Source organism: Flavobacteriales bacterium, from assembly GCA_020635395.1.
Classification (GTDB): domain Bacteria; phylum Bacteroidota; class Bacteroidia; order NS11-12g; family UBA9320; genus UBA987.
Genome location: JACJZV010000005.1, coordinates 139552 through 161498, shown reverse-complemented (window position 1 = coordinate 161498; position 21947 = coordinate 139552). Strand labels below are relative to the sequence as shown.

20 protein-coding genes and 2 pseudogenes are annotated in these 21947 nt (G+C 35.9%); 6 read left to right on the top strand and 16 right to left on the bottom strand.

Going from position 1 to position 21947, the window contains the following annotated elements:
* Nucleotides 1–89 precede the first annotated feature (89 nt).
* The 5 genes from H6607_13325 to H6607_13305 all read right to left on the bottom strand — a co-directional run bounded on the left by H6607_13325 (nt 90) and on the right by H6607_13305 (nt 6725).
* Complete coding sequence (locus H6607_13325) at nt 90–761, bottom strand: hypothetical protein (protein MCB9263347.1); 672 nt, start codon at nt 759–761, stop codon at nt 90–92.
* Nucleotides 758–3679, bottom strand: coding sequence for an N-6 DNA methylase (locus H6607_13320; protein MCB9263346.1), 2922 nt, complete (start codon nt 3677–3679; stop codon nt 758–760). The genes H6607_13325 and H6607_13320 overlap by 4 nt, the downstream gene beginning before the upstream one ends.
* 450 nt (nt 3680–4129) lie before the next feature.
* A complete protein-coding gene (locus tag H6607_13315) occupies nt 4130–4972 on the bottom strand; it encodes a CPBP family intramembrane metalloprotease (protein MCB9263345.1) in 843 nt (280 codons plus the stop codon).
* Between the two features lie 41 nt (nt 4973–5013).
* Nucleotides 5014–5394: a hypothetical protein gene (locus H6607_13310; protein ID MCB9263344.1), complete on the bottom strand. Its 381-nt coding sequence runs from the start codon at nt 5392–5394 to the stop codon at nt 5014–5016.
* Between the two features lie 548 nt (nt 5395–5942).
* Nucleotides 5943–6725 (bottom strand): hypothetical protein, encoded by a 783-nt coding sequence (locus H6607_13305; protein ID MCB9263343.1) that lies wholly within the window; start codon nt 6723–6725, stop codon nt 5943–5945.
* Nucleotides 6726–6929: 204 nt separating this feature from the next.
* On the opposite strand from H6607_13305, the pseudogene H6607_13300 reads away from it, so the two are divergent.
* Nucleotides 6930–8381: pseudogene (locus H6607_13300) on the top strand (IS1182 family transposase).
* A gap of 226 nt (nt 8382–8607) precedes the next feature.
* Here the strand turns inward: H6607_13300 and H6607_13295 are convergent.
* The 3 genes from H6607_13295 to H6607_13285 form a co-directional block, all read right to left on the bottom strand.
* Nucleotides 8608–9321 (bottom strand): HNH endonuclease, encoded by a 714-nt coding sequence (locus tag H6607_13295; protein ID MCB9263342.1) that lies wholly within the window; start codon nt 9319–9321, stop codon nt 8608–8610.
* A gap of 350 nt (nt 9322–9671) precedes the next feature.
* Nucleotides 9672–10718 (bottom strand): tetratricopeptide repeat protein, encoded by a 1047-nt coding sequence (locus H6607_13290; GenBank protein MCB9263341.1) that lies wholly within the window; start codon nt 10716–10718, stop codon nt 9672–9674.
* A 113-nt stretch (nt 10719–10831) separates the two neighbouring features.
* On the bottom strand, nt 10832–11770 hold the full coding sequence (locus H6607_13285; protein ID MCB9263340.1) for an ADP-ribosylglycohydrolase family protein: 939 nt from the start codon (nt 11768–11770) through the stop codon (nt 10832–10834).
* Between H6607_13285 and H6607_13280 the strand changes: the two genes are divergently transcribed.
* The gene (locus tag H6607_13280) at nt 11757–11954 is read left to right on the top strand and encodes a hypothetical protein (protein MCB9263339.1); all 198 of its coding nucleotides are present in this window, start codon (nt 11757–11759) and stop codon (nt 11952–11954) included. The genes H6607_13285 and H6607_13280 overlap by 14 nt on opposite strands.
* On the opposite strand, the gene H6607_13275 is transcribed toward H6607_13280, so the two are convergent.
* From H6607_13275 to H6607_13240, 8 genes are all read right to left on the bottom strand, one after another.
* The gene (locus H6607_13275) at nt 11938–12753 is read right to left on the bottom strand and encodes a KilA-N domain-containing protein (protein MCB9263338.1); all 816 of its coding nucleotides are present in this window, start codon (nt 12751–12753) and stop codon (nt 11938–11940) included. The genes H6607_13280 and H6607_13275 overlap by 17 nt on opposite strands.
* 46 nt (nt 12754–12799) lie before the next feature.
* Nucleotides 12800–13168 (bottom strand): hypothetical protein, encoded by a 369-nt coding sequence (locus H6607_13270; GenBank protein MCB9263337.1) that lies wholly within the window; start codon nt 13166–13168, stop codon nt 12800–12802.
* A 4-nt stretch (nt 13169–13172) separates the two neighbouring features.
* Entirely contained in the window at nt 13173–13778 is a 606-nt protein-coding gene (locus H6607_13265) for a hypothetical protein (protein MCB9263336.1), read from the bottom strand.
* Nucleotides 13779–13945: 167 nt separating this feature from the next.
* Nucleotides 13946–14509: a PLDc N-terminal domain-containing protein gene (locus H6607_13260; protein MCB9263335.1), complete on the bottom strand. Its 564-nt coding sequence runs from the start codon at nt 14507–14509 to the stop codon at nt 13946–13948.
* Nucleotides 14510–14604: 95 nt separating this feature from the next.
* Nucleotides 14605–15483 carry a radical SAM protein gene (locus H6607_13255; protein MCB9263334.1) on the bottom strand — a complete coding sequence of 293 codons (879 nt, stop codon included), beginning with the start codon at nt 15481–15483 and terminating at the stop codon, nt 14605–14607.
* A 49-nt stretch (nt 15484–15532) separates the two neighbouring features.
* The gene (locus H6607_13250; protein MCB9263333.1) at nt 15533–16117 is read right to left on the bottom strand and encodes a hypothetical protein; all 585 of its coding nucleotides are present in this window, start codon (nt 16115–16117) and stop codon (nt 15533–15535) included.
* Between the two features lie 107 nt (nt 16118–16224).
* Nucleotides 16225–16932 (bottom strand): alpha/beta hydrolase, encoded by a 708-nt coding sequence (locus H6607_13245; protein ID MCB9263332.1) that lies wholly within the window; start codon nt 16930–16932, stop codon nt 16225–16227.
* A gap of 123 nt (nt 16933–17055) precedes the next feature.
* On the bottom strand, nt 17056–17487 hold the full coding sequence (locus tag H6607_13240; GenBank protein MCB9263331.1) for an Rrf2 family transcriptional regulator: 432 nt from the start codon (nt 17485–17487) through the stop codon (nt 17056–17058).
* 142 nt (nt 17488–17629) lie between these two features.
* Here H6607_13240 and H6607_13235 point away from each other — a divergent pair, with 142 nt between their 5' ends.
* The 4 genes and pseudogenes from H6607_13235 to H6607_13220 all read left to right on the top strand — a co-directional run bounded on the left by H6607_13235 (nt 17630) and on the right by H6607_13220 (nt 21844).
* Nucleotides 17630–18103, top strand: coding sequence for a cytochrome c (locus tag H6607_13235; protein ID MCB9263330.1), 474 nt, complete (start codon nt 17630–17632; stop codon nt 18101–18103).
* 37 nt (nt 18104–18140) lie between these two features.
* Complete coding sequence (locus H6607_13230; GenBank protein MCB9263329.1) at nt 18141–18704, top strand: fasciclin domain-containing protein; 564 nt, start codon at nt 18141–18143, stop codon at nt 18702–18704.
* Between the two features lie 34 nt (nt 18705–18738).
* Nucleotides 18739–20691, top strand: a pseudogene (nosZ, locus tag H6607_13225) (Sec-dependent nitrous-oxide reductase).
* Nucleotides 20692–20806: 115 nt separating this feature from the next.
* A complete protein-coding gene (locus H6607_13220) occupies nt 20807–21844 on the top strand; it encodes a nitrous oxide reductase accessory protein NosL (GenBank protein ID MCB9263328.1) in 1038 nt (345 codons plus the stop codon).
* Nucleotides 21845–21947 lie beyond the last annotated feature (103 nt).

Below are 21947 nucleotides of genomic sequence, written 5' to 3'. Positions count from 1 at the left end.
CTTTATTTATGGGAGAGCCGCCTACTGGATTGTATGCAATACCTTTGTTTTCGTAGCAAACAGCTTCCGTGTATAGAGTCTGTACTTGTTTAGTTTAAATTTATCCATAAATGAATCAACTTCAAATTACTTTTCCTTCTATGTGCAATAGATTCCAATAAACAAAAATCAGTCTGTGACTCTAATTCAGATAAAGTTTCATCTGTTGTCCAAGTCTTGCTAACTGAAGCTATATCTGTAATCCATTTGTTGATTTTAGATAGCCAATAGTTTGGGTCGTCTTTTTCGATAAAGCCAAGTAAACCACAATCATTTAATCCCTTGCCGTGTTTCTCTGTTTTATACCTTTCAATGCCTCCATTGTTAGATGTTCCATAAACATATTCTTTTTCTCTTGCTGTTTCAGGAGCTGGGAGCCTTTTGCTTTCTACAGAAAAAATAGATTGAGTAGAAACACCTTGTTCATTTGGATAGAAATAAAAATCAGAAAAACCTTTACTAAGGTTGTATATATCTCGATATTGGCTGTTAATGTTAAAAGGATAGTTTTGATTACTAATTAAAATTTGTGCTTGCTCAATATAAATTTGAGTCAATTCGTCTTCATTTAGGTTTTTCTTTTTGTGATGACCTGATGCAATGTAGGCTTTTAAATGAGGAACATTCTCTTTCATTGATTTAATAATCAAAGAAATTACATTAGTTTTCGGAACACTAATTTCTGGTTGTTCTATATTTGAAAAACTTTCTTCTGCTATCATCCTTCAATTTGATTAGAAAGGTCAGAGAAACATTTATCGGCATCACGATAGGCTATTAAAGAAAGCCAATATCTATATTGATTTGGTTTGATAAAGACAATAGTGTCTTTTTGAGGATACAATTTGATTATTCGCTTAACCGAAAGGTGGGCTGAAATTTCATTATTGGTTAGTCCGTCAATATTTAGTTTTGTAAAGTCTTTATGAAACAAAGGTTCTTTATCTTTATTGTCATATCTGAAAACCGTAGCAATTAATGATGTTCCATCAAGTTGAACAACATCTGATAATCTGAATCTTTTCCCTTTGTTTTCAAAAACAGAATTTAATGCTCTTGAAAATTCGGTTCCATAATTTAATAAGACAGGTTCAAGTTTGTTGGGTCTTATCTGTTGTAATGCTTTCGATTTTTCCCCGTGTCTTAGAGAATCTTGCATAAAGGAATTCACGTCATCAATGATTTTTAAATCATAAACTGATAGGGAAATTTCATCAAAAGGTAAATTCATTAAGTCCTTTTTTAAAATTGCTGTATTGAGATTAACCAATACTTGCCCGCTACAAGAGAAGATGAAAAACCTGAACAAATCATTATACTTTTCAAAATGCTTCTTAATCTTTTTGAGGGTATCTATGTTACTAGATATTCCAATAATTTTGTGCTGATAAGAAAAGTCAATATTATTTAGATGTAATGGAATCTTACTATTACCAATGTTTTCTTTAATAATAATATTTGGCGACCTAAAAATTAATTCGTTTGGAATTTTCTCAAATTTTTGATTTTTTGGAATTTCTTTCAGACTTTCAATAGCAATTCGATTTTCGTTTACCGCTTCTGTAGAAAGTGTTTTTAATGTATAAATGAATGGTGGTTTCAAAATACCTTTAGACCCAACCTTAAATCCTTCACCAACAATACATTCATTATCTATCAAATATTGATTAAACGAAATGCTATTTGATGTTTTATCAATGAGATTTCTGATTCTGCCACCACCTAGAAGATTATTTTTCCATATAAATTCATTTTTGATAGCAGTTTGTCGATTAACAAAGTGCAAATCATACTCGTCTATTTCAAATACGATACGGTCTTTAGTAGCTTTAGTTCTTCTAAATGTAAGGTGAAGTATATTCTTAGATACATCAGGTTTATTGTTTCTCACAAAAATTGCTGCCGTTGCCACGTCTGCCCCATTATCCCACAATGATTTATTTCTTGCTAAAGCCGTGAAATCAAGTAGCTGAACGACATTATAGTTTGAGAATAATGCGTTTTTATAACCAGTCGAAGTTGTATTGTAAAGTAGTCCTGACGATTTAATTATTAAACAGACCAAACCATTTTCTTTTAAAAAAGGAAATGATTCAGAAAGAAATTTTAATGCAATTTGTCCTTGTGGTATTTTGACTTTTTTTGATTCGATTTCCCAATATTTTGAATAGTCATTTATTCCACCAACTTTAAATGGGGGATTTCCAATAACTAAGTCAAATTTGAGATTCCCCATTACATTTAAAGAAAAGAAATCAGATGAAACTATATTCTCTTTTGTTAAGTCATCAAATCTTAATTTATTTATTACTTCAATTGGCTTTAACTCGTTGCATAATGCTAAACTCAAACTAAACGAGGATAACATTACGGCTTGTTCTTCCTTATCTACTCCGTAAATATTCCGCAATATTTTTTTGAGGTCATCAATATTTGGTTTATCTAATTTATGTTGCAATCTCCAAATTTGAACCAAACGCTTAAATGCAGTTACTAAAAAAATACCCGAACCACAAGCAGGGTCAAGTATTCTAAAATTAGCTAAGTCAATTCCCTTGTATTTTTTTACAGGCAAGCATTCATCCACCAAGAGTTTTGCCAAATGAGAAGGCGTATAAAATAATCCTTTGTCTTTTTTATTCTCACCTAAAAACTCTTCATAAAGTCGGCTAATTAATTCAACAGGTATATACTTAAATTCAAAATACCTCCAATCGGGAAAGCCTATTTCAAGTTGTAATGCTTCAATACTGATTTTGTCTGTTGCAAGTAATTTGGCAACAATACTAAGGTCTAATGATTCTAATTGTTCTAGTTCTCTTGTTTCCCATTTAAAAACATTTCCATTGAAGTTTTTATTAAGGTCATTAAGCAAATTACTAAACTTACCTTTTTTTAATACATCGCTAAAGGAAATTGAATTGTTATATTTATTAAAATACTTCTCAGTAAGTAGTTTTTTGCCTTCATCATCAGATGTCTCCTCTAAATATTTGATGAGAATTGACTGAATAATAATTTTATTAATAAGTTCTCTCGGGGCTTTTTTTAGCTCCTTAGAAAGTTTCTCAGTAACTTTCTCAGTAACTTTTCGGATATTCTGAATAAGAGTATCGTAGGCAGAATTTTTAAAATCAAATTTTCCTTTTATTTCTTCTTGCTCCCAAAAAATTCCGGTTTTTATTTTTACAGCAAATTGCTCGTTATATAGCCTATGAGCTTCATCAACTAACTTTAATTTGTCTGCTAAATATTCTGGTTTTAAGTCTTTAGTGAGATGCTTTGTACAATCAATTATTTTTATTTCTGTATTGAAAAAGAAACAAGCCATGGGTACTTCACCACCACTCCAAATTTTCCTTTGGATGTCAGCAATTTCATCTTCAATTTGTTCAGAAAAAGTTCTGTTAGTAAAGTCAAACAGGTAAACCTGAGGCTTGTAACTTCCATTCAACTGTTTTCTTACAAAAATTGCGGTAATTTCTTTATGAATGAACTTGGCTGTTTCAATGTGAAAAGCAATTTCAAGTTCGGGTAGATTTTTTGTATTATCTGTAAAATAAAGAGCATTATCTCCCTGAAATCCAAGCTTCTCTAAGCCTGATTTGAAAGATTCTGATTTCTCTTTAATTTTATCCATTATCGATTTAAACCAATTGCAAAGTTACAAAATCGAACCTCCTAAAATGCATAAGTTTGGCACTATTTAAAAGTGTTTATTTGAAAACAATTGGTTTAACGATGCTAAAAACAAAATGGTTATCTGTCTTTCCTAATGGCATACAACATAAGCATATGTGAACATTTATGTCGCATATACCTCCAAATCTAAAGTATTGTATCAAAATTTCAAACAACATTTTATGGGAGAGGCGAACGGTTAATACTTTGAATAAACCAGAAGCCTCAATTGCGGCCTTCTCTCTCCAAACAACGGCAATTTTTGCATAAAACGAAGACAGGGGATTTTGGGTTTTAAATGGTGGTGGTTGATGTAAGTATGTACAAAGTTGGTAGCCAATGGGCTTTGTGCCATGTATTCGCGGGGAGAGCCGCCTACTGGATTGTGAGTTGCTTATTTTGACTTTTGCTAACCATTTTGAAAGCCCCATAAATTTATACCGTGAGCCAATGTGGCTGGAACAATAGACTTTGTTCTCTGTGTCAAATAGCCCCAAATAAAGCCAATTGGTATTATTTGAATGCAATAGATGAATATTTCGGATATGGACATACTTTCTTTAAAATAATTGACAGGGAAATGCATAAATGCCCATATTGTTGTGGCAAACAATATATTAAATCCAAATTGTTTAAACACTTTTTCAAACCGAGACTGTATAGCGAAACGATTAAATTCTTCAACCAACCCCGCCCCAATAATTCCTTTTAGAATAATTCCTGGCACACCACCAAGTTCTTTATAGCCTTCTACCCAAATAATTCCACTTTTATTAAATATAAAAGCAAACAGCCCAGTTATTCCCCAAATAATAAGTCCGAGTATTAAATAAGATAAAGGTTTAATATTCAATCCTAATTGCAAAAGTTTGTATTTCTTGAGCATCAAGTAAACAACAATTCCGAGTGGAAAGGTAAAAAGCAAAATCCCTATTAAAAGAGGCAATTGGACTAAAAATCCAATTTGTTCTGTGTTGGTTTTCAGATAAAAATTTATTGTTATGAAAATCGCACCTAAAAATGAAAAAAGGATAATCATTAAAAATTCTCTTTTAGGCTGTTTTATTTCAATATCAATTTTGGGGGGGTATTTATCGGTGAAAAAATGAATAATAAAAAGTGCAACATAGAAAAATATAAAATACCCAATTCCGTGAATTGTTTTGCCTTCTGATATAAAATTCCAAAGCACAAATAGATTAATAAGCGTCATTGCTATTAGAATATTTATATGCTCTTTTATGTTGTTCATTGATAAAGGGTTTAGTTTTATAATTTTTTAAAAAAATGAGTTTAACTGATACTGCCCATAAATAAAAACAGCAACGACAAAAACGCAAATACTCCAATTATCGTTGTAACGATACCCACTTTTTTAGAGCGTACCCAACCCGACATTGCCAATAAAATATTGAAAAGGATAAGACCAATAATGAAAATCATAAATAAATACTTATGCTTGCGTAATGCAAAGGGATTAATTGCTTCGATAGATGAGCTGCCAAAAACTGCCCAACCTAATGTACACAAAAAAAACATGGTGGCTGTTAGTGCTGAAATGGCGACCATTACAGAGGTTAAATTCTTGTTGTCATTTTTGGATAATATGGCACCAAGGAATGTGAATGCAAATCCGCCTAATAAAGCGGATACCAAAGTGAGTCGTTCAAACATGATTTTTATAAATTTCTTTATACCCTTTCATTTTGTTTAACGCTGTTTTTTACAATATTGGCCAAAAGTAAACTGTATGACTTGTGACAGATTGCGTTGTAATTTCCTGTCAAACTGCTACAATTTTAAAGTGAGCTACAAACGTTGAAATTTACCACATCGCCTGCCATTACTTATACAGCATGTTTGCCATTTGTGGCAAACACACTTCAAATGTAGCTGAACGGAAAGTGATAACCAATAGTTAAATGATAATGGATTAGCTGATGAGGTGAAAGTCCTCTAAACACATAGATTGGTATCTGGAAGTATTGGTAAGCCCAAAGCCCGATATTGGGTACAACCATCACTGTATCAAGGTTAAAGCAAAGGGGGTATCTATCAATAACCGACTATTTTCACAAACAAAGCTCAAGTTAGCAGGTGTCCGCTTATGGTGGAAACCTCAGTATTCGAGACCCGAATCTCGATAGCTATCGGGAGTGGTGTGAAAGGTGCACTCTCCTCATTTATGGGGAGATCCGCCTACTCGATTGGTGGCTGGTGTTCTATTCATTCGTCACAAGTTTTGTCTTAACAATAAACCACGGAACTGGTTCGCAGCCGTTTTCTTCATCATTTAAATAGTCAAGAACTTGTTTTGAGTTTTTGTTACTGTCAAACAAACCATATTCGTTTAAAGTCAAGCCGAATTTGTCAGACAGCTCCTTTCCTATGTCGTGGCAATGAAAAGTATGAAAACTCCCGCCATTTTCAATTCCTATATAATCATAGCCCAAAAGCTGTTCGTTTTTTTGCTCTTCTGTTTCTCTTAAAAGTGCCAAACGAAGTCCAATTTCTCCTAGTTTTTCCGATTGCGGTTTAAACTCTTGAAGAATTTCTTCTCTTTCTTTTGGGTCAAAGTATAACGCAAATATTCTTATGTCATTTAAATGTGCAAAAAAACTGTTTTTGTAGTCAAGTGCTGTTTCAAGATCAAAGAATACGTTTAGAAATCCGATTTGGTTATCATTGAATTTTTTGTCCACCCAATTCCTGATTTCGGCTATTTGAGTATCAGAAAGTTGGTAACTACTTTTTATATCTTCCAATTGTTTGTTATTGTCAGTTGTCCAACTGTATGACCAAGTGTCAAGTATATGGTCATTAATGCACTCACTACAAGTAAAAATTAAACTGCCTGTCCCTTGTCCATAGTTTTTCGGTCTGAGCTTTGTCAAGTAGTAACCACCTAAACAGTATTTTGTCTCTGTGTCGTTCATTTGTTTAGGGTGTCTGTTATACTTGCCACCAACGGTTTCGGGCTTGGCGATGGTGGCGATTTTCACCACAAATGTTAATGCGGAGAACCAAACTTTGATTAACCACAAATGTGTCTGCGGAGTACTGAACCGCCACTTTTGCCAAACCCGTGTGCCTGTTGCACAACCAAACCATTCAAAGGTAAAAAAAATAGTTATAGACAAAATCGCGGAAAAATGTTCACAACACACTGTTAATCAATAAGATAAACAAATATTGACTATCTTTACACCATGCAAGGACGACAAGAGATAGAGCCAAAAATGTTCTATCAAGTAAGTTTAGAAGACTTGGTTCCCAAAGATAATTTCTATCGAAAACTTGGGGAGGCGTTAAATCTTCACTTTTTGTATAAAGCCACGGCAGGATACTATGGCACAGAAGGTCAGGAGTCGATAGACCCCGTGGTGTTCTTTAAACTACTGTTGGTGGGCTATTTAAACAACATCAACTCCGACAGAAAACTGATTGAATATTGTTCAAATTGTTTGGATGTTCGGTTGTTTTTAAAGTATGATATAGACCAATCATTGCCTTGGCACAGCACCATAAGCCGCACCCGACAGTTGTATGGCGAAGAAGTATTTTTGAGTTTGTTTCAAGAGGTATTGAGGCTTTGCATACAAAAAGGAATGGTAAAAGGCAAACGCCAAGCGGTGGATAGTGCCTTTATAAAAGCCAATGCCAGCATGGATAGTTTGATAGAAAAACAGGTAGTGGCAGATGCACCAGCATACTTAGATGAGTTGAACAAAAACTCGGACTATCAGGTAACGAGCAGCCGAAAAAAGTTGGTAGAGCGACATCACAACTGGAAAAAAGAAGCCTACAAAGGAATGCCAGGCAACAATAAAACTGTAAAAACAGACGAAAACGGCAACGACATTCGGCCTAAATATTTGAGCAATCACACACACTACAGTCCCACCGACCCCGAAGCCAAAATATCGGTAAAACCGGGCAAAGCCCGCCAATTGAATTACAGTGGCCAATTGGCAGTTGATGATGCCCACCACGTAATAACCGGAGCATGTGCCAGCACAGCAGGCAGCAAAGACAGCGAAAACCTACCCGAAATAGTAAGCCAAACCATCAAAAATCTGAAAGAAAACGACCTTACCATAGATCAATTAACGGCCGATGCGGGCTACAGCAGCGGCACAGCATTACGGTATTGCGAAGAACAAAATATAGATGCTTATATACCCAACTTTGGGTTGTATAAACCCAATAGAGAAGGTTTTAAATTTAATAAAGACCAAAATCAATACGAGTGTCAAAAGCAGGGAGGAAACCAAGCAATACTAACCTTTAAGGGTATAAAAACCGACAGTAAAGGCTACCAAAAAAAGCAATACCGCAGTTCAGAATCAAGTTGCAAGAACTGCCCCTTGCGAGAACAATGTTGTGGCAAAAGCACCAAGTTTAAAAAGATAGAAGAAAGCATAGACAAACCCTACTACGACCGTATGCACCAAAAATTAGCCCAAAATCCAGAGTATGCAAAGAAGATAAGCAAAATACGCAGCAGCACGGTAGAGCCAGTGTTGGGCACGCTTATCAACTTCTTGAACATGAAAAAAATAAACAGCCGAGGGATGAAACAAGCCAACAAGCATGTGCTGATGGCTGCCCTAACCTACAACCTCAAAAAATACCTCAACTTTAGCCGTAAAAAAGTACAAGGCAATGTGCAAGCAATGGAGCAAACGTCAAATCTTCTTAAAATCAAGTTATTAGAAGCATTTTCATGCATTTTGGGCGGTTCATTTTTTTGTATAACGAAACCCTGCCGTTTAAATTAGAGTGCCTTAAATGGCACTATTTCCTTTTGTTTTTTTCTTGATTTTTAAGCATTTTTTCTTTTTTCAAGAGTTGTGCAACAGCTACCCTTGTTGGCAGCAGTTTATTTTATTTTTCGTCATTTTTCTTCTTTGATTTTTTCTTTTTGGATTCTCTGTAAGTGATTTTATGTCTGTCCAAATATGCAATAAATTCTCCTGATTCTATAACGTCAAAAACTTTGGCTTTTGCTATTTCTAAACTGTCATACTTTTTGTTACTTACTTGGTTATGTATTTTTATATTGAAAAAATTGCCTCTGTTTATTAGCTCTATTTCAAAGTTACTTTGCTTTATTTTATGATTTCCATTTTCGTCAAATTTCCATCTTTTTGATTTTCCAAATCTAACTTTTCGTGACTTATAACTTGTTTGCGATTCTAAAAGATTAGAAGCTAAATTTGAGTCAGTTAGTTTGTCGCAACAAAATGTACCAACTTCCATTGTCCCCCAATTTTCGTGTTGAACTAAAAAGCTATGCCTGATTGTCGCACCACAATTTTCGCAAGTTCCATTTAGGTCGCCTAAATCTTCTTGTCCAATATAGTCCCAACCAATTTGAGGTTTTGTAATTCCGTGTCTTGAAGAGTGGCAACCTTTACATAAAGTTTCACAGTCATGCAATGGATATTCCCAAGGTAATTTTCCTTTCACATATTTTTTGTGGTGAACTTGTAAAACAACTTCTTTTGAAGTCCGTCCACAGTCCTTACACTTATAACCGTCTAATTCGATTACTTCATCTCTAAATTTTTTCCATTCTGTTTTATGATAAAGTCCCATTGTTTAAATCTGTAATTGTCCGTTTGAGTAGGGTCTTACTAAATTGCTGCCAACATAAATATATGCGAACATTTATGTCGCATATCCCTCCAAATCTAAAATATTGTATCATAATTTCAAACAACATTTTAGGTGTAACCGGCTGTGGCATGGAGCAGGCAAACAAGAATAGACTTTAACTCTTTGCAACAGCAAGTTTTGCACAAAGCTAAGGTAAGGGATATTGGTATAAGGATGTTGTTACAAATGTTTGCACATGCAAAGTAAGACAGCCCGATAGCCTCAGGTAGGAGTGGGCGTGTGCCTGCCTTATTCGTGGTTGAGATACATTCTTGGTGGACGGGTGCTATTTATTCGCAATTTAAATCAGTATCAATTTCTTCTGGATTTAGCTCTTTGCACTTGACGTAATCTAAACAAGCCTTGTCAAATTGTTTCATGCCCTTATAGAGTTCCTTCCTAAATTTCAATGCATCATAATAGTTACTTGATAGCTCAATGGCTTTGTTTATCGACATAAGCGATTTTTCTAATTGACTGGTTTGAAAATAACATTCAGATAAATTTAAATACGCCAATTTATAATCAGGTTGTAATTCAATTGCTTTAATAAAATCCAATATTGCTTCGTCATATCGACCCATTATTTTTTTAAGATTACCCCTATTATTGAAAGCCATGGGATTGCCTGAATAAAATGTTATTGCCAAGTCGTAATTTTCTAACGCTTTTTCGTACTTCTTCATTTCTTTATAGGTATCGCCAAGTTGAAAATAGGGAATTTCCCAATTTGGTTTTAAAGAAATTGCTTTGTTAAAAGATTCGATGGCTAATTCAAATTTCCCCAGCTCTTTCAGAATTGTTCCTTTGTCAGAATAAGCCCATTCAAAGTCAGGTTTTAATTCAATAGTTCTCTGAAAATCTGCCAAGGCTCCGTTCAAATCTTCCAAACGATGTTTAATTGCACCTCTTCTATACAATATGGCTGGCTCATTTGGTTGTAAACTGTCGGCGATATTCAAATCTTCCAGGGCCTTTTTAAAGTTATGTAATTTTGAATAATCTTTGGCTCGTGTGAAATAATTATTCGGATTATCAGGCATCAGTTCTATGGTCTTTGTATCCAACTCAATCATTTTTCTTATAAAGGCATAATTTGACGTATCCAAATCATAATTATCTGAAGATGATTGTCCAAACGCATTATCGCAGATGAAGCAAGATATAAATAGTAATATGCCGGTTCTCATTTTTAATAGTTTTATGTCAACGGTCGGGTTATCGAAATACAAAACAATTGGTTTTCGATAATTTTTGTAATGCCCATTTTTTAAGGTTTTCCTCAGTCTGCCTCCCGCAAACCCCGTGTTTATTGCACAACTCAAAATTAACCCCATTTTTTTAATATTTCAAAATACTCTTGATTTTAGAGTTTTTATTATCAGCGAGTTAATTGGATTTGTTTTGGAGGTAAAATCCAAAATAGCTCTTGTGAGTGGTTGTGCAACAGCTACGGCCGTTTGCTGTTGGCAAATTTTTTCCAACGTTCCGCCAAATTATCTATGTCATCTTTTCTTGCAAGTTTGTTCAACCAACTTTTAGGAATTGTTTCAAAACCATACAGCAGTCCCGCAAGCCCGCCGGTAACAGCACCTGTAGTATCTGAGTCTTCACCCAAATTAACCGCTTTCAAAACGGCACTTTGATAATCTTTAGTGGTCATTATACACCAAATGCTTGCTTCAAGTGTATGTAAAACATAACCGCTACTTCTAATTTCACTTTCGTTTAATTTACTAATGTCGGCAAACAACAGTCGCTCAAAGACTAAAACCTCTCTTTCAACAATTCCGATGGTATTAATGAAGTTTAAAACGTCAGTCTTAACAATGTTGTAAATGGTAGATTTCTCTTTTCCCAAAATGATTTGTCGTGCAAATTCTAAGTAGTAAAAACAAGCAATTATAGAACGAATATGTCCATGAGTAATTGATGAAACCCGCTTCGTTAAAAGATAACGTTCTTCAATCGGTAAATCTTTGATTATGTCCAACAAAGGAAGTATTCTCATCAAAGAGCCATTGCCATTTTCTGAAACATCAATACCACCGGCTAATTCTGGCTTACAGCCTTTTTCAAGTCTCAAAATTGCATTCCTGGTGGCTATACCAATGTCGAATACATTTCCGTGAGGAGTCCAATAATTTGAACGAAACCAAAGTATAAATTTTTCCGAAATATTTTCTAATGAAAAATCTTCTGTCAAGCTTTCGGCAAGACAAAATGTAAGAGAGCTGTCGTCTGAAAAGGTTCCTGCTGGTAGGTTATAAGTTCCAAAACCAATCATATCAATAACCGGATTTTGTGCAATTGTTTCTCTGCTTTTAAATTCAACCGGAACTCCTAATGCATCTCCTATTGCTACTCCAAATAAAATGTCTTTATACATATCTTACTTTTTTCAAATTGACTGCTTTGGATTGCTTGCAGCAAACGGTTTGCAGCTTTGCGTTCTGGGTATCCCGATAGCTATCGGGAGTGGTGCGAGAGGTGTACTCTACCCATTTATGGGAAGAGCGGCCTACTCGATTGGCGGTTCGTTGTTTATTTTAGGTTTTATTTTAATTTGTTGATAGACTTACTTTCAAGCAAAGATTTCATTTGGCTAATTGCTACTTTATTGAGTTGAATTAACCTTTTTCCCTGTTCCAAACCCTGTCCAATAAGTAGGGCATTTATGCTTTCCATATTGCTCAATACTACTAATTGTTCCAAAGTCGCATAATCTCTGATATTTCCTTTCTTATCAGGACTATATTCTCTCCACTCTTTTGCAGTTATTCCGAAGAGAGCAACATTCAATATATCGGCTTCATTCGCGTAAACATAACTTGTCTGTTGTTTCGTGATTTCTTTTGGAATTAGCTTTTCTTTTATGGCATCTGTATGAATTTGATAATTTACTTTGGCTAAGGTTCGCTGTAAGTTCCATTCCAGTTTTAGTCGATTATTTTCATCGGTTTTTAAGCGTTGAAACTCTTTTACTAAATATATTTTGAACTGTGGGCTAATCCACATTCCAAACTCAAATGCGATATCCGGATGTGCATAAGTTCCCCCATATCTTCCAGCTTTTGCCTTTAGTCCGATTGCATTGGTTTTTTCTGTCCAATCTTTTACACTTAGTTTGTAGCTATTCAAACCTGCTTGACTTTTAATTGTGGCAAATTCGCCATAATTAAAATCCGGATTGTAAACGGATTCCCAAATCCCAAGGTACTCCACTGTGTTTCTATTGCGAAGCCAGTCGGAAATGAAGAAATCTCCGTCTTTTGCTTTCAGCATATCCGTTAACGAAATGTATTCTTGTTCTTTCTCAAGGATTACCGTGATTTCTTTCCCTTCAACTTCTATTTTCTTGTTTTTTACCATATACAAGAACAAATTTACAAAATTGTGCTTGACTTAATTGTTGAATCTAAAACACCATGGCGTTGGCAACTGGCTGTTCCAATTCAAAGAGAAATCCATTATATTCCCCAATTTTAATTTCAGTACTTGTTTTTAATTCCATACCTATTGCTTTTAGCTTTTTGACGTTAAGCCCTTTTGTAACTTTAGAAAATGGGCCGGGAAATTCCGTCAGCATAATAATAGAATTTTTGTCGGAAGGATTTTGAAACCCTTTAAAATTACCGGAAACCTCAAAGGAGTCGGGAGGAATCATAAACACGTTTGTTCCTGGTATCTGCAAATGATTTTCGGTTTTTTGGTTGGCCAAGTCTTGGCCAAAACCCACTGAAGAAATAAAAAGTAGGAGGGTGGTAAATTTTATTTTTATTGACATGTTTTTATTTTCTTAACTCTTCGAATGCAGATTGCTCCATCAAAAAACCGTCAGAGCAATGAAATTCGGTTTCTGTTTGGTAGTAGTTTTGGCAATAGGCGGTTGGCTTAAACTTAGTATCTTTTGAAATGAAAAACACAGAGTTGGCAAGTGGTATAGACTCTGGATCCCAAAATCTATAAAAGCCATTTTCTTTTTTGGCAAAAAGCAGCCTGTTTCGGCCATAGGTGTTATATGAAATCATAAAAACTGTTTCACCAATTTCAGGGAAAGTGCCTTCTAAAGAGTTATAGCTTGAATCTCGCTCTTTCATCAACTTACTAAATGATTCTCCATATTGTTTCCATTTGCACTCCAATGCTAGCGTGTCATGGTTTTTTATGTCAACGTATTGCATTATGGAATCACCTGTATAGCCGATGACTTTTATTTCCGTAATGGTTTCAATATGGGCAAATGTTGAATCAACCGAAATGGGAATTGTTTTGGCAACAATTTGGTGTTGAGCCAATATTGTTAATGCAAAAAGAGCTAAGATTTTTCTGATTTGTTTCATTTCTACTCTTATTTTAGGTGCTGTTTGTAGTTCTTTTTCTTGCGAATATATCATTTTTCTGCCCAAAATCGAGATTTAGCGGCAAGCCTCTGCATGACGACAAAGAAAATCCGCCATGCAGAGCGGATGTGAAGCATCTCGAAGAAATCAAAATGTATTCTATAAAATTTCAAAGGGAAAACAAAACTCCTTCAATCTTTCTTATTGTTCCGAGTAAACTTTCATTTTGGTGTCCAATCCCTTTTCTGCTTGTCAGAGATTAACATATAATACAGTGGAGTTATTAAAGGCAAAAAAATGAAACTAATAAACCAAATCCATTTATTATGGTTTTCTTTAAACTCGCTGTTTAGTAGATTGAAAAATGCCACAAACCACAGTAAAATTATAGCATTAAATAGGAGTATCCCAACAACCAAACCAATAATTATTGGCATTCCAGATGAATAAAACGACAATTTAGATCCTTGACCACAACTTCCAAATTTTTCAATTATCATATTTTGAAAATCAAACCTTTCGTCGCTAAATAAATAGCTATCATGGTAATATTTTTTACCTGATGGGGTTCTCATTTCAAATCTACTGCCAATTAATTCATCATTATAATGCCGAAAATCTGTGACACCCTCCTGAATAGCGATTTTAGTAAATTCCTCAACGGTAATTTTTTTGTAGCTACGTCTATCAAGTTCGTCAATAAGTATCCCAACGATTATTGCGAGTAAACCGAGAATTGTAAGCCATTTTAGCTGGAACTTAAATGCTTTTTTGAATTTTTCCATAAAATTTATTTTAGGGTTCTTTAGGCAAAAATAAAGGAATAATTGTAATGTCAGATTCTCAACGTAAACTGATGATTCCCACCACAAAACCCAACCTAAATCCTCCCGCTCAATCCATATTCTGCCAGGAGTTCTTTCATTTTGGCCGTGAACGCTTTTTGATAATAGGCCGGCATATAGTCGGAATGGTAAAAATAGCGGTGGTATCGCTCCAACAGGTGTGGGTAGTGCTTGGCAATGGCATTTAACATGAGGGTTTTGCTATCGGCTTTTTGGTTGCCAAACAGGGTGATGGTGCTGGGCATTACATATTTTACACCCATTTTTTTGAATGTACTAAAAGCAAAATGCAGTTGCTCTGTGGTGTCAGAAATAAACGGCAGAAGCGGCATAAAACTTACCCCACAATGGAAGCCTTCGTCTATCATTTTTTGCATGGTTATTAGACGTTCGCTCGGTTTGGTAGCTCCTGGCTCAAATATGCGGCCAACCTCATCTTGCAACGTGCTAAACGAAAAGGAGGCAACCACACCGGGTTTGTGGCTGAGTTCGGGGGGTAAAATGGCTATCTGGTTGATGCGGTGCAGTAAATCAATATCGCGTTCTATCAGGCTCGATTTGGTTAAAACATGCAACGGAAAACGGTGTTTGGCAATCACTTCCAGAGCTTTTCGGGTTAGTTCATATTTCTTTTCAATTTGCAAATAAGGGTCGGTGGCCGATGACATCACAATGTATCCAAACTGTCCTTTTTTTGCCCGATTGGCCAATTGCTTATCCAACAATTCAATGGCATTTATTTTTACCGAAAGACTTGATTCTAAGTTGGTGCCATACTTGCTGCCCCGTATGTAGCAATACAAACAATTAAACGAACAGCTGCTGTATAAATTGAGGGTATAATCGTCCAAAAACCACGAATCGCGGCTTTTCTTTTTATTTAAAACGGATTTTACCTGAACTTCGTGAGGCATGGGTATTCAGTGATGGTTGCTACCTTTTTTGGGAAGGATAAAAACGCGATTAATTCCAAAGTAGCACGTTAAACGTTGCAGACACAGTAAAACCGCTGTATTCGTCAAATAACTTGTTTGTATAAAGTTTTGAACCCTGAATGCTCAGCAATGCTTTTTTGTTAGACAATAGCTGAACGCCCACCGTGGGTGAAAACTGGAAGGTTGAAAAATTTCGTTGATACAAGCCACCTACCTCAAGACCAAAAATTGGAATACAGTATTTTCTTTGAGCCCTGCCCTCAAAAGAAAGATTGATGCCAATATTTGAAAAGAAAATCTTTTTGGCCGTGGGTTCTGTGCTGTTTAAGATACACAGATTTCCATACGTTTTAACCCTTGATGGAGATGGTGTATAAATGTGGTTTTTATTTTTACCCTTAGCTCGGGCATAAATAACAAATTCGGTTACAAAGCCATTATACACCCCGAGATCTTTTTTATTTATAGGGTAGTATGACCGATAACCAATTCCGGGCATAAAATAATCATCCCATTCATCATAGCCACTATAATAAGAGGCCGAGCTATCCTGACAAAGTGATTTTTGAGAAATAACAGATAGAAGCAGGAAAAGTGTATAGATGTGTTTCATTGTGAGGCGAATATAATTAAAATACCGATGCCATTCATGTTCTCTCTTTAAGGTTCTGCTTTTTTTCTTCAATCTTGATGAACTTAATTTCTAAATGGTTTAAAAACCTATGGCAATACCTCCCGCACAATGGCACTAATCTCTTCTGAGCGGGTAAAACACATCACATGCGAACCTTTTTCGATGGTGTAGTCGGCGGTAACGTTTCGGTATGGAATGGTTTTGTCGTGGTTGCCGTGTATATGCACAATCAGCGTGGAGTCGTATTCGGTGCGTTCCCAATCAAGAATCATGTCAACCGCACGTTTCATAAAAATGGGGTCTTTGTCGTGCAACATGGCAATAAAGGTTTCTTTTTCTTTATTTCTGTCCGGTTCCACCAACGGTTGCAAAATGAGGGTACTGGTTTTAATAACCTCACCCGAAACCAACCGTTGTATCGGCACTTTTTTCTGAAATTTATACCGATATGGTAGCTCATCCACCGTTTTTGCTGAGGCAATCAAAATGACTTTTTCCGGATGCAAAAAGTCGGCCATTTCCACAGCCAACATACCCCCCAGCGATGCCCCGATGATAATGTAAGGTTGGGTGGTGTCAATCTGTTCGGCCAGTTTGTGGGCGTAATCGTTCATGCTACTGCCACTGTCGGGCAATACGTAGTCAACATAGTGAACTACATAACCCGTATCAAAAACCATTTTGGTAAAAATGCGGTAATCCGTTCCGGTGCCGGGTATGCAATAGATATGTTTTGTTTGAGCGAATGCAACTAAAGAGGTTAAAAACAGCGTAAGGGTCATCAACTTTTTCATAATGTTTTTATTTTTATTTGAAACGAAGGTAGGTTTTTTTTGGTATTGGTGTAGGTGTTAGGGCATTTAATCCCTCCATTTTTATAACCCCAAGTGTTCAATTTATTTCGGGCATTCCAATCACTAAATTCGATGAAACATCTTTCCCGACTTTATACGTTCGGCGTATTGGCCAATCGAGTTTTTAGAAAAATCTCCCGTTACAAGTTCTTTGTACTCTTTAACCAAATGATGAATAGGGCAGGGGCGTAGGTCGTTGCAATTTTTCAAACCCAAAAAACATTCACTAAAAACATCGGCTCCGTCTATAACTTTGAATATTTCTATAACCTTCCTTTCCAAGTTTTCTTTGGTTGTAAAAAAACCACCGTTCGGACCTTTTGTCGAACTAATTATTTCTGCTTTAGCAAGTTTTTGCAATACTTTGGCAAGATAATGCGTGGGCGTATCAATGGCTTTTGATATTTCTCTAATATCAATTTTTTGAGATTCTGAACTGTTTATGGCCAAATATACCACCGCATTTATTGCGTATTTTGATGACAATGTTAACACTTTAGTTGTTTTGAAATAATGTTTGACAAAAATACGCACTTGAGCGTTGTAAAAATTATTTAGAACGATACAAAAAAAAGGATACTCATGTCTTTTGTTGTGGAAATGTTGTTACATTTGCGGCACTAATTAAAAAATTTTTATGAGAAAATTCACCACATTATTAATTGCATTCTCTATCAGTTCTTTATTATTTGTAGGATGTTCTGGAAGTAAAGATAACGATGAAAAGACAACAGAAGAACAGACAACTTCAAAGCCGTCTGAGGAAGTTGCAGCAAATCCGATGGACAATAAAGGCATCGGCCCGGTAAGTTCTGTAACATTGGGAGAAATTAATAAAGAAATGGCCGCTCAAGGTGAAACCATTTTTACCGACAAATGCACAGCCTGTCATAAAGCTGATGCCAATTTCACAGGTCCGGCTCCAAAAGGAATCTTGGATCGTCGTTCGCCTGAATGGGTTATGAACATGATTTTGAATCCAGTGCAAATGGTTCAGGAAGACCCAATCGCAAAAAAGCTGATGATGGAGTTTAATGGGTCTCAAATGGCCAACCAAAATTTAACAGAAGAAGAGGCTCGAAAAGTATTGGAATATTTTAGAACCCTGTAAAACCTGTTATTTATTATACAATTATTAAGTAAGCATTATGAAACGAGTATTTAGTATTTTCACAATGTTGATTCTTTTATCTTCGATAATGAGTTGTCAAAAAGAATCAACCAACACCGAATCAACTGCAGCCAGTGAGTCAACAGAGAGAACAGGTCAGGCGTTTATTGCCGATGATGGCTCCAAACCCAATGCATTGCAAATAGCTATTGGTTCAAAAGATCATACCACTTTGGTAGCTGCCGTTCAAGCAGCCAAGCTTGAAAATGCCCTCGTAAATGTGGGACCACTAACGGTTTTTGCACCAACCAATGACGCTTTTAAAGCTCTTCCAGAAGGAACTGTTGAAACTTTATTAAAGCCGGAAAACATTGATAAACTTAAAGATATTTTGGAATACCACGTTACTCCGGGTAATTTGAGTGTAGAGATTTTAACCAAGCTTAAAAAACTTGGACAAGCTAATAACCAAGATGTATTGGTTGAGGTTGTTGACGGCAAACCAGTAATTGGCGGAGCAAACATAATTGCCTCTGTTCCAGCAGGAAATGGCATTGTGCATGTTGTTGACAAAGTATTGGTTCCAGCTGAAAAAAAGTGATAAATTAAGTGCAAATTATTTTAAGTAATATAAAATGAAATCGATAATTAAAATAGCAATAGTTGCAGTATTTGGTGCTACAATTTTGCAATCTTGTGGGAATAATTCAGGAAAAAATAAAGGTGCAATTTCGGGCAACGCCGCCGAAAAAGTGTATGTAAAACCTGGCGACCACGATGAGTTTTACGCTTTCGTGTCAGGAGGATTTAGCGGTCAGCTTGCGGTATATGGTTTGCCCTCTGGTAGATTGTTTAAAGTTATTCCAGTGTTTTCGATGGATGCTGAAAAAGCATGGGGATTTAACGAAGAATCAAAAGCGATGTTAAACACTTCTCATGGATTTGTGCCATGGGACGATTTGCATCACCCTGATATTTCTCAAACTAACGGAGAATTGGATGGAAGATGGGTTTTTGCCAATGGAAACAATACCCCTCGTATTGCACGTGTTGACCTAAGTACATTTGAAACCGCCGAAATTATCTAAATACCTAATAGTGCAGGTAACCATAGCTCGTCGTTTGTAACAGAAAACACCGAATATGTTGTGGCTGGTACCCGATTTTCGGTTCCTGTTCCACAAAAAGATTTGCCAATAAGCGAATATAAAGGTAACTTTAAAGGTGCTTTATCTTTTATTAGTGTTGATACATCTGGTCACATGGATCTTAAGTTTCAGGTTATTATGCCTGGTTTTAACTACGACTTAGCTCACCCTGGCAGAGGAAAATCACATGGTTGGTTCTTTTTCTCAACCTACAATTCTGAAGAAGCTAATTCATTATTGGAAGTAAACGCTTCGCAAAATGATAAAGACTTTATTGCAGCTGTAAACTGGAAAGTAATAGAAGAGTATGTTGCAAAAGGAGGAGGAACAAAAATGCCAGCCAATTATGCACACAATGTGTACGATGAGCATACCCAAATGGCTACATCAACCATGAAAAAAGAAGTTTTGATCGTGAATCCAATTGATATTCCAGGTGCAGTTTATTTGCTTCCAACACCTAAGTCTCCTCACGGTTGCGATGTTGACCCAAGTGGTGAATACATTATTGGAAGTGGAAAATTGGCAGCCGAGATTACGGCTCATTCATTTACCAAAATGATTGCCGCTATTGAAGCCAAAAAATTTGACGGAGATGCGTATGGTATTCCAATTTTGAAATACGAAGATGTTATTGGTGGTGTAGTAAAACAACCAGGCTTAGGCCCACTTCATACCGAATTTGATGGAAATGGATATGCTTATACCACTTTCTTCATTTCTTCGGAAGTTGTAAAATGGAAACTTGGCACATGGGAAGTAGTGGATCGTCAACCTACATTCTACTCTGTTGGTCACTTGATGATTCCTGGCGGAAATTCACGTAAACCATTTGGAAAATACGTGTTGGCAATGAACAAAATTACCAAAGACAGATATATTCCTACAGGTCCAGAGGTTACCCAATCGGCTCAATTGTATGATATTTCTGGTGAGAAAATGGAGTTGCTCCTCGATTTCCCGACTGTGGGTGAACCGCATTACGCAGCCGGTTGTCCCGCGGACTTGATTAAACCTCGTTCTAAAAAATATTACAATTTAGAAGACAACCACAATCCTTATGCAACCAAAAAAGAGCAGGATACCAAGGTGGTTAGAAATGGAAATCAGGTGCATGTATATATGACCACCGTACGTTCTCACTTCTCGCCCGATAACATTGAAGGTATAAAAGTGGGAGACAAAGTGTATTTCCATATTACCAACCTTGAGCAAGACTACGACGTACCGCATGGTGTGGCTATGATTGGTGCTAATACCTCTGAGTTGCTCATTATGCCGGGTCAAACCGAAACATTTATTTGGGAACCAAAACAAATAGGTGTTTGGCCTTTCTACTGTACCGATTTTTGTAGTGCTTTGCATCAAGAGATGCAAGGTTACGTTCGGGTATCTGCTGCCGGGTCAAATGTTCCGCTCAAATGGAGCCTTGGCGAATAAAGAAAAATTATTTTAACACTTTAATAGGTACTTTTATCATAGATGGTCATTCAATTTGGATGGCCATCTTATGATTAATAAAGGTCTATGCATATCATTTGAGAAAATTAAAAAAATGAAAAAGTCGAGATTATTAATGATTTTGGCGGCTCTGTTGCCGTTGCTATTGTTCGTGTTGCCTATGTGGCGTATCATGCTCGAAGCACCGCAATATCCTGAACCAATTGGTTTCAAAATTTATATTAACGATTTTAAAGATGTATCACCAAATGATATGAAAAACATTAACATACTCAATCACTATGTGGGTATGCAGTATATTCCAGATGCTATTCCCGAATTTAAAATTTTCCCTTGGGGTGTTTTGTTTACATCTGTTTTAGGACTGATTTTGGCACTTATCGGAAAACATAAATTTTATCTTTATTGGTTTATTTTGGTCATTGGATTGAGTGCAGCCGGTGTTGCCGATTTTTATATTTGGGAATACAATTATGGCCATAATTTGGATCCCAAAGCTATTATGAAATTTACCGATGAAAATGGAAATATGCTGGCCTATCAACCACCCGTTTTTGGCTCCAAAACAATTCTTAATTTTAAAGCACATTCATACCCGCAGTTGGGTACGTTTTTTTTAATTCTTGGAATTGCCCTGTCGTTTGTGGCCTACAAGGTGGGTAAAAAGGAGGTTCAAAAAAGTTCAAATTTGGGTACAACACTTTTAATGTTAGGTTTTTTAACATTATCGTTGAGTTCGTGCAGTACCAATCCCAAAGAAATAGACTACGGAAAAGCAGCGTGCTCGTATTGTAAAATGAATATTGTTGACAATCGACATGCAGCTGAAATTGTAACAAAAAAGGGTAAGGTATTTATGTATGATGCCATTGAGTGCATGGTACACGACAAAGACAATAATGTTGCTGACAATAACGCTCATACGCTTGTAATGGATTACAACAATCCAAATCATTTTGTAAATGCATTAGAAGCCAGTTATTTAATAAGTGAAAACTTGCCCAGTCCAATGAATGCCAATTTATCTGCATTTTCATCACAAGAACTTGCCCAAAAAGCTCAAAGTGAATTTGCGGGTACAATTTATAGTTGGAATGAACTTGCGGGGGCACTGAACCAGAATTCCCATTAAAAAATATAACTTGCGGTGATGAAAAAAATTGGAAGTATTGGTTTTTTATTAATTCTGTCAATACTATTTATCCAAAATGTTCAGGCAAATTTGCAAAAAATTG